Here is a 14,285-nt window from a genome sequence, read left to right on the forward strand (position 1 = left end):
ACATGCTTTGAAAAATGGAACCAGAAAGGAAGTTCATTAATGGAGATTCTTAATCTCTCATTGCCGGCCACCAACCGGTTTGCAACAGATTATACCGCACAAACAGAAGAACTCATGCAGTTTTTTCATTATCGCTTTAATTCCTCTTCAGATTATAAAGCACGGTTAGGGGAATTAAAGGATCGGTCTTTTATGAGAAATGAACTTTCTGAGTATATCGGAAAGTTTATGGATCGCTTTCCAGCCTCTGCAGCAGTGCACGAATCCCTGGCGAAGCTGAAGCAAGAAAATAGTGCTGTTATTATTGGAGGGCAGCAGGCCGGGATTTTGACTGGCCCGCTTTATACCATACATAAAATTATCTCGATTATTTCCCTTGCCGAACAAAAAGAAAAAGAGCTGGGTGTTCCTGTCGTTCCCGTTTTTTGGATCGCTGGGGAGGACCACGACTATCAGGAAGTCAACCATGTGTATGTAGAAAAAACGAATAAAATGGAAAAAGTGATTTATCCTGAAAAGGTATTTGAAAAAAGTATGGTTTCCAATATTTGCTTGGATCGTAATAAGTGCAAGTCATGGGTGGAGGCTATTATTGAGTCATTTGGCGAAACACAATATACAAAAAGCCTCCTTAAAACACTGCGTGACACCATAAACCAATCTGAAAGTTTTGTTGATTTTTTTGCGGGAATTATTATGCATCTGTTTAAGGATACAGGATTGCTGCTGGTCGACTCAGGTGATAGGGATTTGCGTATGCTTGAAAGAGACATACTTACAAAACAGATTGAAAGCTTTGGGGAAATAACCAAAAGGGTGAAAGATCAGCAAGATCAGCTGAAACGCTCTGGTTTTCCTAATACAATTGAAATTGGCGAAAATGCTGCAAACCTATTTTATTACGATGAAAAGCATAAGGAAAGAATACTCCTTGAATATAATCAGGAGAAAAAGGTGTTTTACGGGAAAGAATGTTTCCACGAGTTTACGATGGATCAGCTGATGGAAATTGCTGAAAAATATCCTGAAAGGCTAAGCAATAATGTTGTGACAAGGCCGATCACACAGGAGTGGCTGTTTCCAACATTGGCATTTATAGCAGGGCCGGGTGAAATTGCTTATTGGGCTGAGCTGAAGAAGGCATTTGAGTGTTTTGGAATGAAAATGCCACCAATTATGCCCCGGCTGAATATGACCATTCTAGAACGATCAGTAGAAAGTGATATGAAGGAATTGAACCTGGATTTGCAGGAAGTGCTTACCTCAGGGACAGAAGCAAAGAAAAAAGATTACCTTGAGCTAATCAAAAATGAAAGCATTGAAGAGCAGTTCAGGTTAACAAAAGAGCAGTTAAAGCAAAACTATATATTAATAGAAGAATTAACCGGGAAAGAAGCCAATGCTCTGCTTCCGATGTTAAAGAAAAACGAGGAATTGCTCCTCAAGCAAATGGATTTCATGGAATCTAAAATTCAACAAACAATCCAGAAAAAGCATGATGTCATCATTAGTAAATATGAAAAAGTGGAAAATGCTTTAAGGCCGGGAGGGTCTCCGCAAGAGAGAGTTTGGAACGGGCTGTATTACATTAATAAATATGGTACGAGTTTTGTGAACGATCTGCTCGAATGTCCCTTTATATTTGATGGGACACACAAAGTCATAAAAATTTAATATTCGCCATTATTTTTCGGCCTTATCCATTTGGATAAGGCCTTTTTTTTTACTCTTTTACACAAAGGATTGAAGTGTTAAATATTGATATGCCAGCATGTGTGCGGGCAAGCATGTGAATGTGAAAAAACCGTAATGGCTTTAAAGAAATTGTAATAAAAAGACGAACGGAAATTCCGGGAAAAACTCCAGAGAGGCAGGATTTTAAATGGAGTGGTAGAATAATTAAAAACATGTGGAGGAAAGTGGGGGAATGTGGTACATTTGTGTTAGAAAGTGGGTGCAGTGGGTATGTTCATGGGTGAGTTCCATCATAACGTTGATATTAAAGGCCGTCTCATCGTGCCTGCTAAGTTCCGGGACAACTTGGGCGAAACCTTCGTTTTAACCCGCGGACTCGATCAATGCTTGTTTGGCTACCCAATGAACGAATGGAGGCTGCTTGAAGACAAATTAAAAGGCTTGCCTCTAACAAAAAAAGATGCCCGCGCTTTTACCCGTTTTTTCTTTTCAGGTGCCACTGAATGTGAAATAGACAAGCAAGGAAGAATAAATATTGCTTCCCCGCTTCTGCAATATGCAAAGTTGGAAAAAGAATGTGTAGTACTGGGCGTTTCCAATCGAATTGAAATATGGAGCAAGAATCTTTGGGAAGACTATTTTGCAGAGTCAGAGGAATCTTTTGCTGATATTGCAGAAAATATGATTGGGTTTGATATATAATGGGAATGTTTTATTAATATAATTTCCCGCAGATGTAATTTTCTTAACAAAGATGACTGTCTAGCTCCGGATGCTGTTAAAGCATCTAGCGCTTTTCGGATTGGAAAGGTGGATACATACAACTATGTTTGATCACACAACAGTACTATTAAAGGAAACAGTAGATGGCTTGAATATTCATCCTGATGGAGTTTATGTGGATTGTACCCTGGGCGGTGCAGGACATAGTGAGCTGATTCTCTCGCAGCTTTCTGATAATGGAAAGCTATACGCGTTTGATCAGGATGATACGGCGATTGCCCATGCAAAAGAAAAACTGGCTAAATTTGGCGACAGAATCACTATTATTAAAAGTAACTTCAAGTATCTTCAGGAAGAACTTGAAAAGCTGGGAGTTCATAAGGTGGATGGCGTTCTATATGATCTCGGCGTTTCCTCTCCGCAATTGGACACACCAGAACGGGGTTTCAGCTACCATAATGATGCCCCGCTGGATATGAGGATGGATACGGAAGCAGAGCTGTCAGCATTTGATGTTGTAAACAGCTGGGACTATGCAGAGCTTGTAAAGATTTTCTTCAGATACGGAGAGGAAAAATTCTCCAAACAAATCGCTAGAAAAATTGAAGCTTCCAGAGCAGAAGCTCCAATAGAGACAACCGGCCAGCTGGTAGAAATTATTAAGGATGCCATACCTGCTCCTGCTAGGAGAAAAGGCGGACACCCTGCAAAGAGAGTGTTTCAGGCAATCAGGATTGCTGTTAATGATGAGCTTGGCGTATTTGAAAATTCATTGCAGCAGGCAATCGACATCCTGAACCCCCAGGGAAGAATTAGTGTCATCACTTTCCATTCCCTTGAGGATAGGATCTGCAAGGCTACATTTAAAAAAGCTAGTGAAACACCGAATTTGCCTCCGGGACTGCCGATTATTCCTGACGAGTATAAACCCATCTTAAAGCTTATTACAAGAAAGCCCATCCTGCCTTCTGAAGAGGAGCTGGAAGACAATAACCGCGCGAGGTCTGCAAAGCTGCGTATAGCGGAAAAACTTTGAGCAATCATGGAATTAGAGAATAGATAAAATATATAAACAGGAGGGAAATTATGAGCAATTTAGCACGAAAAATTCAGGAAGAACAGCTTTATCAGCAGCAAACCCAGCCTCTCGAAATCCCCCAAAAGGTAAAGTCCAGAAAGTCATGGCTTTCTCCTGGAGAAAAAATCCTTGGGCTTGCTTTTACGGGAATCGTATGTTTCGGAGCCGTCCAAATGGTATCAAACCAGGCTGCCATTTACGAAGTAAACAAAGAAATACAAATAACAGAACGGGCTATTCAGGAACAGGCTAAGGTAAACGGGGATCTTGAAATGCAGGTCAGCGAGCTGAGTACATATGAGCGCATCAAGGCAAAAGCGGAAAAAATGGGATTAAAATTCAGCGGAAATAATGTCAAGGTTGTGGAAGATTAATGAAAAAACAGCCAAATATAAATTTTGGAGCAGCGATATTATTCCTAATATTCAGCCTGCTCTTTTTTGTATTGCTTTTTCGTTTTATCTCTATTCAGATTACCGGAGAAGCAGACGGGCAAGTTCTTGCTGCAAAGGCTCAGCAAAAGTATGAACGGGAAAAAACGATTGAGGCCAGAAGGGGCACCATTTATGACCGCAATGGCGAAGTGATTGCAGAAGATACCGTGTCCTATAAGCTTGTGGCGATTTTAGATAAAAGCATGAAACCTGGTTATGTAAAGGACCCTGACAAAACAGCAAAGAAACTATCTAAGGCAATAGACCTGGAAGAGTCTGAGATTTATAAAATATTGACAAAAAAAACAAAAGACGGAGAAACACCATTCCAAGTTGAATTTGGAAAAGCCGGACGCGATCTTCCGTTAAAAACAAAACGTGAAATAGAAGAAATGAAACTTCCCGGCATTACATTTATTACAGACTCCAAGCGGTTTTATCCAAATGGCGTCTTTGCTTCACACCTTATTGGGTATGTTGAAAAAAAGAAAACAGAAACGAATAGGACTGATACTGTCGGAATGCTTGGGTTAGAGCAGAGCTTAAATGAAATTCTGACAGGCAAGGATGGAAAATTCAGTTATGAAAGTGACATTTGGGGCTATCTGCTGCCAAATGGCGATGAGATGATCAAGCCTGCCCAAAATGGAAAAGACGTATATCTGACTATAGATAAAAAAATCCAGACCTTCCTTGAAGATTCCATGAATAAAGTGGATGAAAAGTATAAACCGAAGAAGATGGTAGCTGTTGTTGCGGATGCGAAAACTGGTGACATACTTGCTATGGGGCAAAGGCCATCCTTTCACCCAAAAACAAAGGAAGGAATAGAAGATACCTGGCATAATGAGGTTATCGAAAATTCCTATGAGCCAGGTTCAACCATGAAAATTTTTACTTTGGCAGCCGCGATTGAAGAAGGTGTGTTTGATCCTAATGAATGGTTTAAGTCTGGCAGCTATAAAGTAACCGAAAATTCAAAGGCTGTAAGAGACCATAACCAAGGCCGCGGATGGGGATCCATCACTTATCTTGAGGGAGTTCAGCGTTCTTCCAATGTGGCTTTTGCAAAAATAGTAAAAGAAAAACTGGGATATGAAACGTATAGAGAATATGTAACAAAGTTCGGTTTTGATGATCCAACCGGAATTGACCTGCCTAATGAAACAGGAGGCAATATCGTATACGAATGGCCTCTGGAAAAAGTCACAACTGGATTTGGACAAGGATCTGCCATTACACCTATTCAGCAAATCCAGGCGGCTACAGCCGTTGCGAATAATGGAAATATGATGCAGCCGCATGTAATCAGCAAAATTGTTGACAGCGATAAAAAAGAAGTCGTGAAAGAAACAAAACCAGAGGTTAAAGCTAATCCGATATCAGCGGAGACGGCTAAAAAAACAAGAGATATTTTGGAGACAGTTGTTTCTTCTGAAAATGGTACAGGCTACAAACGCTATAATATTGAAGGGTACGAGGTTGCCGGGAAAACGGGGACTGCACAAATCCCTGATCCTAATGGAGGCGGATATTTAACCGGGCATGAAAATTTCATCTTCTCCTTTTTAGGCATGGCTCCAAAGGATGACCCTGAATTGATTATCTATGTGGCTGTGCAGCAGCCTGATATAGATCTCAGCACAAATGGTGCCGAACCGGTTTCCGAGATTTTCACTCCTGTAATGAAAAGCAGTTTACAGTATTTGAATATCGAGCCTTCCAAAAAACTTAAGATAAAGTCTGAACAAACACCAGAAGTGGAAGGGCTGAGGGTTGAAGAGGCAAAAGCGAAGCTGGAAAAGTTCGGCTTTGAGGCGATTGTGTTGGGAAAAGGGAATAAAGTAGAAAGACAAGTTCCCGGTAATATGTATAATTTGCTTGAAGGAGAAAGGGTTATCCTTAAGACAGATGGCGAGTTAACAGTGCCTGACATGAACGGCTGGTCGCTAAGGGATGTTATGAAAGTGGCAAAGCTAGCCAACTTAAACCTAAATACGGTGGGGAATGGATATGTGGTTAAACAAAATCTGAAGGCCGGGGCTGCTTTAAGTGAAGGGGATTATTTAATCGTTGAGCTGGAGCCTCCTGCACAAAAATATAATGAAGTGCAAACAGAAGAAGATCAGGAAGAAATGGAAGAAGTACTTGATTAAATGGAACGCACTGTCAGATAGGCAGTGCGTTCTATTCATATGGGTACAAGCATATATTTGAACGAGCCATAATCTAAGGAGGTTCGTTCGTACATGCGTGTTTCAAATGTAACCGTTCGGAAACGGTTGACTGTAGCTTTGTTCGTTGGTATTCTAGTCTTTTTTATTATCGATTTGCGTCTTGGGTATGTTCAGTTTTTTCTTGGCAATATGCTTACTGATGGCGCAAAGGAACTCTGGAGCAGGGATATTCCTTTTGAACCGGAGCGAGGAGAAATTGTAGATCGAAACGGAATTCCGCTTGCCACTAATGTCAGTGCGCCAACAGTCTATGTTGTCCCAAGGCAAATTAAGGATCCTGCAGATGCTTCGGAAAAATTGGCTGCTGTCTTGAATATGTCGAAGGAAAAAGCTTATCAGCTCATCACCAAAAGAGCATCCAGCGTAAAAATTCCTGAAGGACGAAAAATCTCCCATGAAAAAGCAAAGGAGATTCGCTCTTTAGAAATAGAAGGCGTCTATATTGGCGAAGACTCAAAGCGCCATTATCCATTTGGGAACTATCTTTCCCACGTCCTCGGTTTTGCCGGTATTGACAATCAGGGTTTAATGGGCCTTGAGTTATACTATGATGAAGAACTTAAAGGAAAAGAAGGTTCAGTGAAATTTTATGCGAATGCCAAGGGCGAGCGCATGAACGATATGGCGGACGACTACAAGCCTCCTGTGGACGGAATGGATCTTAAACTGACGATCGATTCAAAGATCCAAACGATAGTTGAAAGGGAGCTTGATATAGCCCAGGCTGAATATAATCCTGATGGCATTATTGCTATCGCTATGAATCCGAACAACGGGGAAATCCTGGCCATGTCGAGCCGGCCTGATTTTGACCCTGCTAACTTTAGAAACGTGCCCCCGGAAATTTACAACCGGAACCTCCCAATCTGGAGTACCTATGAGCCGGGTTCCACGTTTAAGATTATTACTCTGGCAGCTGCTTTGGAAGAGGGCAAGGTAGACTTGGAGAAAGATCACTTCCATGATCCGGGGTTTGTTGAGGTTGGGGGTGCAAGGCTAAGATGCTGGAAGAAAGGCGGCCATGGCAGTCAGACATACCTGGAAGTTGTCCAGAACTCCTGCAACCCTGGTTTCGTAGAACTTGGAGAGCGATTAGGAAAGGAGAAGTTATTTAAATATATTCGTGATTTTGGTTTCGGGGAAAAAACAGGCATAGATCTTCAGGGTGAAGGCAAGGGGATTTTGTTTAACCTTGATCGTGTAGGCCCGGTTGAGCAGGCAACCACTGCATTTGGACAGGGTGTTTCCGTTACTCCCATCCAGCAAGCTGCTGCGATCTCGGCGGCAGTTAACGGCGGGACCTTATATACGCCATATATAGCAAAAGAATTAATTAATCCGGCTAACGGTGAAATTTTGATGAAAAAATCACCTGAGGCTAAGAGAAAAGTAATCTCAAAAGAAACATCCGATGAAATTCGGCTTGCACTGGAATCCGTTGTTGCCAAGGGCTCTGGTAAAAAAGCATTTGTTGACGGCTACCGTGTTGGCGGCAAAACAGGAACGGCGCAAAAGGCTCAAAATGGCCGTTACCTTGAAAATAACCATATTGTATCTTTTATCGGCTTTGCTCCAGCAGATGATCCGCAGCTTGTAGTCTATGTTGCAGTAGACAATCCAAAAGGAACCGTTCAGTTTGGGGGAGTTGTTGCCGCACCAATTGTTGGGGAGATTATGGGAGACAGTTTGAGGGCTATGGGTGTAAAACCCAGAAAAAACCAAATTGAAAAAGAGCTAACCTGGATGGACTCTCCAATGATTGAAGTTCCTGACATGGTCGGCATGACGAAGAAAGATTTGGGAGAACTATACCTTAACTTAAAAATAGATGCGAGCGGCACAGGCAATACAGTGGTTAAGCAAACGCCCCAACCGGGTATAAAGCTTAAGGAAGGCTCAACCATCCGTCTGTACTTTGATGACAAAGAATAACTGCCAGAGGGCGGCACGATAAGCGCCGCCTGAATTTTTATTTTTGGAGAAAAAAGTAATTAACATCACATTGCGAAAAGGTATATGATTAAATGGCTAAAAAGCTAATTATCATGTACAATATATATCGCCATGATTTTGGAATCGTAACTGATTGGTTCTAATTTTAAAGCTGGGGATTAAAAAGAGTTTTAATCTGCAAGGAACCAGAATGCTAAATAAAGAGGAAAACAAAGGGCGCTGCTTTAGAATGAGAGGAATGAATGACATGAAATTACATACGCTGCTGCAATATCTGCAGCCATATATGTCTTACAAGGGGGATAATCCGGAAATCACATCAATTGTCAACGATAACCGGCAAGTAACAGATGGAAGCTTATTTGTTTGTATAGAAGGCTATACGGTTGACGGGCATGACTTTGCTGCTTCAGCTGCAGAAAAAGGAGCTGCTGCTGTTGTTGCCGAGAAGGAATTGGATTTGGATATACCAGTGATTTTGGTAAAGAACACGAGAAGGGCCATGGCTGTGCTGGCTGATGCTTTTTATGGGCAGCCAAGCCATAAGCTTCACCTGATTGGAATAACCGGTACTAACGGAAAAACGACAACAAGTCACCTGGTTGAAAAAATCCTTGCTGATGCGGGCCGGAAAACCGGTTTAATTGGAACAATGTATACAAAAATCGGGGAACAAACTTTTGAAGTGAAAAATACGACACCCGAAAGCCTTACCCTCCAAAGCACATTTGAAAAAATGGCAGTTTCTGGCGTGGACTCCGCTGTTATGGAAGTTTCATCCCATGCGCTGGATGAGGGGCGTGTCCATGGCTGTGATTTTGATGTAGCTGTGTTTACTAACTTGACTCAGGATCACCTTGATTATCATAAAACAATGGATGAATACCGCAGGGCGAAGGGGCTGCTTTTTGCGCAGCTGGGAAGTGCCTTTAACCATGAAAGGCCCAAGTATGCGATATTAAACGCGGATGACCCGGCTTCTGCCGAGTATGAAAAGTCCACTGCAGCACATATACTGACATACGGAATTGATCATGAAGCAGACCTTCGTGCAGTCAATATTGAAATGACTTCAGCTGGTACAGCCTTTGATTTATCCAGCCCGTTCGGGAGGCACAAAGTATCACTTAAAATGATAGGGAAATTTAGCGTATACAATGTACTTGCCAGTATAGGAGCAGGAGTTGCCTCAGGAATACCGATCACGGAAATCATTGAATCTGTCGAGGAAGTAAAAGGTGTTTCCGGCAGGTTTGAAACGGTAGATGCAGGGCAAGATTTCTCTGTAATAGTCGACTATTCACATACTCCTGACAGCCTTAAGAATGCTTTGGAAACTGTAAAGCAATTCGCCCAGAAAAGGATATTTGCAGTTGTCGGCTGCGGTGGGGACAGAGACCGCTCCAAAAGGCCGCTTATGGCGGAAATTGCATGTCAATACAGTACCGACCCAATATTTACTTCAGATAACCCGCGCAGCGAAGATCCTCTCCAGATTTTAAGGGATATGGAAGAGGGAGCAAAAGGCGAAAAATATAAGACGATTGTCGACCGGAAAGAGGCCATTCACTATGCGGTAAGAAATGCTTGTGAGGGCGATGTGATATTGATAGCCGGCAAAGGACATGAAACCTATCAGATTATCGGGAATCAGGTTTTTGACTTTGATGACCGGTTAGTTGCTAAAGAGGCGATAGAGGAGCGATAAAATGTATTTAACGTATGGTGATTTAGCGAAATTGTTTCCAAATACAACAGGGATAAAGGACAATGAGCTGCAATTTCATACGGTAGCGGCTTCCTCATCGATCGTACAGCCGAAAGGAATCTATCTCCCTATAGAAGAATCAGGCAATCTGAAAGAAGCGATTGAAAATGGGGCAGTGGCTGCCCTTTGGAATGAGAAGGACGAGGTACCGGCATATACACCTAATCATTTTCCTGTTTTTTATACAAATGACTTAACGAAAGGCTTAAAGGATATCATGGAATCATATATAGAAAAATTAAGCAACGCAGAAGAAACGATCAACACAACAAATTTCCTTTTTTTAGATGAAAAAAGTCTTAATGAAAACGAAGCAACATATGATATTGCTGTGATGGCTGAAAAATTAAATGAAGCTGCCAGAAATGCCATGAACGAAAGGAGGGGATAATATGATGGAGCAAGTAGTTTTTTTCACTATTTTAGCTGGGTTTTTAATTACAGTATTGCTTTCTCCCATTTTTATTCCCTTCTTGAGAAGATTAAAATTCGGGCAAAGTATTCGTGAGGAAGGACCAAAATCCCATCAGAAAAAAACAGGAACACCTACGATGGGAGGGATTATGATCCTTCTCTCAATTACTGCAACAACCCTGCTGATGACAGGGAAATTTGCGGAGCCTACAGTTAAAACCTATTTATTATTATTGGTTACTTTGGGCTTCGGGCTTCTAGGGTTCCTGGATGACTTTATCAAGGTAGCCATGAAGCGGAATTTAGGTCTTACCTCTAAGCAAAAACTTTTGGGCCAAATCATTATTTCGGTTATATTTTATTTTGTTTTCAAGCAAAATGACTTTTCCACTGAAGTACATATCCCGCTCACAGACCTTTCTTTTGATTTGGGCTGGTGGTATGTATTCTTTATTATTTTCTGGCTTGTAGGGTTCTCTAATGCCGTAAATCTTACGGATGGCCTTGATGGTCTTGTTTCAGGCACCGCGGCTATTGCTTTTGGGGCTTTTGCGGTATTGGCTTGGAACCAATCGCAATTTGAAATATCGATTTTTTCTGTTGCAGTCGTTGGATCTGTATTGGGCTTTCTTGTATTTAATGCCCACCCTGCAAAGGTGTTTATGGGGGATACAGGCTCGCTGGCTTTAGGCGGGGCAATTGCAACGATTGCCATACTCACGAAGCTGGAAATCGTATTAATTATTATTGGCGGTGTTTTTGTTATAGAAACGCTGTCCGTTATTCTTCAGGTAGCTTCTTTTAAAACGACCGGGAAGCGTATTTTTCGAATGAGCCCGCTCCATCATCATTATGAACTGGTAGGGTGGTCTGAATGGCGGGTTGTTGTAACCTTCTGGACTGTTGGCCTTCTGTTTGCAATTCTCGGAATCTATATTGAGGTGTGGGTGTAAGTGAAGGAAATTAATCGTTATCGACATAAAAAAATATTAGTATTGGGGCTGGCAAAAAGCGGAGTGGGTGCAGCCTCCCTTTTACATAAACTAGGAGCATTTGTTACGGTAAATGACTTTAAGCCTCTCGCGGAAAACCCTGAAGCCCAGGGGCTGCTTGAGCAAGGAATTACTGTTATTTGTGGAGGCCATCCAATTGAACTGCTAGAAGAAGGCTTTGAGCTAATAGTTAAAAATCCTGGAATCCCATACCATAATCCAATGATTAAAGGTGCTCAGGAAAAAGGTATCCCTGTTATTACAGAAGTAGAGCTTGCTTATCAGGTATCTGAAGCTCCTTTTATTGGCATTACGGGTACAAATGGAAAAACGACAACAACTACACTGGTATTTGAAATGCTTCTGGCCGGCAGCAAAAAACCGCTGATTGCCGGTAATATCGGTACTGTTGCGTCAGAGGTTGCCCAGGAAGCTTCTGAAGAGAACCATATCGTTATTGAACTATCATCCTTTCAGCTCATGGGAATAAGGGAGTTCAGGCCGCGGATTGCCATATTGACCAATCTTTATGATGCCCATTTGGACTATCATGGAACAAGAGAAGAGTATCATGCTGCCAAAGCGAATATTACGATGAACCAGACAAGCAGCGATTATTTAATAGTTAATGCCGACCAGCGGGAAGTTATGGAAGCTGCAGCAGGATCCAAAGCAAAAATTATCCCTTTTTCATCATTAAAAGAGCTGTCTGAAGGCGCTTATGTTAAAGATGGATGGATTTGCTTCAATGGCGAAAAGGTGATGGAAAGAAAAGATGTCACCTTGCCGGGGGCGCATAACCTTGAGAATATATTATCCTCGGTGGCTGCAGCCAAGCTGACGGGGGTTGGAAATGAAGCAATTATTAGTGTTTTAAGTACATTTGCAGGTGTGAAACACCGTTTGCAATATGTGGCTGAATACCAGAGCAGAAAATTTTATAATGATTCAAAAGCAACTAATATTTTGGCAACGAAAAATGCAGTGTCTGCTTTCAGCGATCCTGTCATTCTTCTGGCTGGAGGGCTTGATCGAGGAAATAGTTTTGATGAGTTAATCCCATCTTTAAAAAGGGTTAAAGCTCTAGTTACCTTTGGACAAACAGCAGAAAAGATTGAGAAGGCGGCTTTGGAAGCCGGAATAAAAACAATCGAGCGTGTCGATAATGTTGAAAAAGCCGTACCTTCTGCCTTTAAGCTTTCTGAGCCTGGAGATGTCATTCTGCTTTCTCCGGCTTGTGCAAGCTGGGACCAATATAAAACTTTTGAGGTTCGGGGAGACATGTTTATAGATGCGGTGCATAAGCTTAAATAAGGGCTTGTCTGCGGGACTAGAGGAAAGAACAGCTTAGGCATACATCTGCTTCGCGGCACATTTAGAGCTTTTTAATCGGATAAGCAAAAAACACCTGGAGGGCCCAACCTGCCGCTGGGGACTTGCTACCTGATCAGCCCTAAAACTTGCATACGAGGTGTATTGTGTTGCCGACAAAAAGAACCACTCCCGACATTATATTAATGATTGTCACGTTTATGCTGCTTGCTGTAGGCTTGACCATGGTTTATAGTGCAAGTGCGATATGGGCAGACTATAAATTTGATGATTCCTTTTTCTTTGCTAAAAGGCAGATGCTTTTTGCAGGCGTTGGCATCGTTGCCATGTTTTTTATTATGAATGTGGATTATTGGACGTGGAGAACATGGGCCAAAGTGTTAATTATAGTTTGTTTTGTGCTTCTGCTTCTGGTGTTAATTCCGGGAATTGGCAATGTGCGAAATGGTTCCAGAAGCTGGATTGGAGTTGGCGCATTTTCTGTGCAGCCTTCAGAATTTATGAAGCTTGCCATGATCGTCTTTATGGCAAAGTTCCTATCCGAAAAGCAGAAGCTCATTACATCTTTTAGAAAAGGACTTGTTCCATCTTTAGGCCTTGTTTTTTTGGCATTCGGATTAATTATGCTTCAGCCTGACTTAGGGACAGGAACTGTAATGGTTGGGACTTGTGTGGTTATGATCTTTATCTCAGGAGCCAGAATCAGCCATTTTGTATGGTTTGGTGTCGCTGGTTTGGCGGGGTTTGTTGCACTGGTTTTGTCGGCTCCTTACAGAATTAAGAGGATTACATCTTTCCTTGATCCATGGGAAGATCCATTGGGCAGCGGATTCCAGATTATTCAATCTCTTTATGCCATCGGCCCGGGTGGATTGTTTGGTTTGGGACTGGGCCAAAGCAGACAAAAGTTTTTCTATCTTCCGGAGCCGCAAACGGATTTTATATTTGCAATTTTAGCTGAAGAGCTGGGTTTTATCGGCGGTTCATTTGTTATATTATTATTCGCGCTGCTTTTATGGCGTGGGATCAGGATTGCATTGGGGGCACCTGACCTTTACGGAAGTTTTTTGGCTGTAGGGATTATTGCCATGGTTGCCATTCAGGTAATGATAAATATAGGGGTTGTCACCGGCTTAATGCCCGTTACCGGCATTACACTTCCTTTTTTGAGTTATGGAGGCTCGTCGTTAACTCTTATGCTTATGGCTATCGGAGTTCTATTAAATATAAGCCGTTATGCACGGTACTAGCAGTTGCTTTAAAGACGCATGATTCGTGAAACCCTGTCATACAGGGTTTCTTTTTTGGAGGCGGAAAAAAATGGCAATAACCTTTTCGGACATTATGATTTATTGACAATGAGAGGCTTGCATTATTACAATTCTTTAACATTATGGTATCCGTTCCTATCTATTCGTTTTAAATATAGTAGAATAGGGTAAAGCAGGGGAGTGATTTTTTCCAAAGGAAGAGTGCTCACTCAAACGTTGGATAGTCATCTTGGAAAAAGAAAAGAGCAGTGATGGACATTAGTCCTAGTTTGTAAACGAACTTTTTCTTTTTTTATATATAGGCTGTGTTAAACCTAAATGATGATTTTGGCACCCATTTGTTTGGAGCAGAGTGTGTAAGGTCCTCGAAGAAGTCCTCGCATTTCCT

The 14,285-nt window shown here is 41.8% G+C and carries 11 protein-coding genes; all 11 read left to right on the forward strand.

The window, feature by feature from the left end:
- Positions 1-39: 39 nt before the first annotated feature.
- Entirely contained in the window at positions 40-1,674 is a 1,635-nt protein-coding gene (bshC, locus tag J7I93_RS07035) for a bacillithiol biosynthesis cysteine-adding enzyme BshC (protein ID WP_214724662.1), read from the forward strand.
- Positions 1,675-1,965: 291 nt separating this feature from the next.
- Positions 1,966-2,397 (forward strand): division/cell wall cluster transcriptional repressor MraZ, encoded by a 432-nt coding sequence (gene mraZ / locus J7I93_RS07040; RefSeq protein WP_214724664.1) that lies wholly within the window; start codon positions 1,966-1,968, stop codon positions 2,395-2,397.
- 124 nt (positions 2,398-2,521) lie between these two features.
- On the forward strand, positions 2,522-3,454 hold the full coding sequence (rsmH, locus tag J7I93_RS07045) for a 16S rRNA (cytosine(1402)-N(4))-methyltransferase RsmH (RefSeq protein ID WP_214724666.1): 933 nt from the start codon (positions 2,522-2,524) through the stop codon (positions 3,452-3,454).
- A gap of 50 nt (positions 3,455-3,504) precedes the next feature.
- Positions 3,505-3,870: a cell division protein FtsL gene (gene ftsL / locus J7I93_RS07050; RefSeq protein WP_214724668.1), complete on the forward strand. Its 366-nt coding sequence runs from the start codon at positions 3,505-3,507 to the stop codon at positions 3,868-3,870.
- Positions 3,870-6,086 carry a penicillin-binding protein gene (locus J7I93_RS07055; protein ID WP_214724670.1) on the forward strand — a complete coding sequence of 739 codons (2,217 nt, stop codon included), beginning with the start codon at positions 3,870-3,872 and terminating at the stop codon, positions 6,084-6,086. The genes ftsL and J7I93_RS07055 overlap by 1 nt, the downstream gene beginning before the upstream one ends.
- A 93-nt stretch (positions 6,087-6,179) precedes the next feature.
- Entirely contained in the window at positions 6,180-8,099 is a 1,920-nt protein-coding gene (locus tag J7I93_RS07060) for a stage V sporulation protein D (RefSeq protein WP_214724672.1), read from the forward strand.
- Positions 8,100-8,367: 268 nt separating this feature from the next.
- A complete protein-coding gene (locus J7I93_RS07065; protein ID WP_214724674.1) occupies positions 8,368-9,828 on the forward strand; it encodes a UDP-N-acetylmuramoyl-L-alanyl-D-glutamate--2,6-diaminopimelate ligase in 1,461 nt (486 codons plus the stop codon).
- Position 9,829: 1 nt separating this feature from the next.
- Entirely contained in the window at positions 9,830-10,279 is a 450-nt protein-coding gene (locus tag J7I93_RS07070) for a hypothetical protein (RefSeq protein WP_214724690.1), read from the forward strand.
- A gap of 1 nt (position 10,280) precedes the next feature.
- Positions 10,281-11,255 (forward strand): phospho-N-acetylmuramoyl-pentapeptide-transferase, encoded by a 975-nt coding sequence (mraY, locus tag J7I93_RS07075; protein WP_214724692.1) that lies wholly within the window; start codon positions 10,281-10,283, stop codon positions 11,253-11,255.
- Complete coding sequence (gene murD, locus J7I93_RS07080; RefSeq protein WP_214724694.1) at positions 11,256-12,608, forward strand: UDP-N-acetylmuramoyl-L-alanine--D-glutamate ligase; 1,353 nt, start codon at positions 11,256-11,258, stop codon at positions 12,606-12,608.
- Positions 12,609-12,775: 167 nt separating this feature from the next.
- Complete coding sequence (gene spoVE / locus J7I93_RS07085) at positions 12,776-13,876, forward strand: stage V sporulation protein E (RefSeq protein ID WP_214724696.1); 1,101 nt, start codon at positions 12,776-12,778, stop codon at positions 13,874-13,876.
- Positions 13,877-14,285: the final 409 nt, after the last annotated feature.

This window comes from Bacillus sp. ISL-47 (assembly GCF_018613175.1).
Classification (GTDB): Bacteria; Bacillota; Bacilli; order Bacillales; family Cytobacillaceae; genus Cytobacillus.

What these genes read in the sequence shown, in the direction of transcription:
- bshC (WP_214724662.1), top strand. Translation starts at nt 40, where the DNA reads ATGGAGATTCTTAATCTCTCATTGCCGGCCACCAACCGGTTTGCAACA.
- mraZ (WP_214724664.1), top strand. Translation starts at nt 1,966, where the DNA reads ATGTTCATGGGTGAGTTCCATCATAACGTTGATATTAAAGGCCGTCTC.
- rsmH (WP_214724666.1), top strand. Translation starts at nt 2,522, where the DNA reads ATGTTTGATCACACAACAGTACTATTAAAGGAAACAGTAGATGGCTTG.
- ftsL (WP_214724668.1), top strand. Translation starts at nt 3,505, where the DNA reads ATGAGCAATTTAGCACGAAAAATTCAGGAAGAACAGCTTTATCAGCAG.
- J7I93_RS07055 (WP_214724670.1), top strand. Translation starts at nt 3,870, where the DNA reads ATGAAAAAACAGCCAAATATAAATTTTGGAGCAGCGATATTATTCCTA.
- J7I93_RS07060 (WP_214724672.1), top strand. Translation starts at nt 6,180, where the DNA reads ATGCGTGTTTCAAATGTAACCGTTCGGAAACGGTTGACTGTAGCTTTG.
- J7I93_RS07065 (WP_214724674.1), top strand. Translation starts at nt 8,368, where the DNA reads ATGAAATTACATACGCTGCTGCAATATCTGCAGCCATATATGTCTTAC.
- J7I93_RS07070 (WP_214724690.1), top strand. Translation starts at nt 9,830, where the DNA reads ATGTATTTAACGTATGGTGATTTAGCGAAATTGTTTCCAAATACAACA.
- mraY (WP_214724692.1), top strand. Translation starts at nt 10,281, where the DNA reads ATGATGGAGCAAGTAGTTTTTTTCACTATTTTAGCTGGGTTTTTAATT.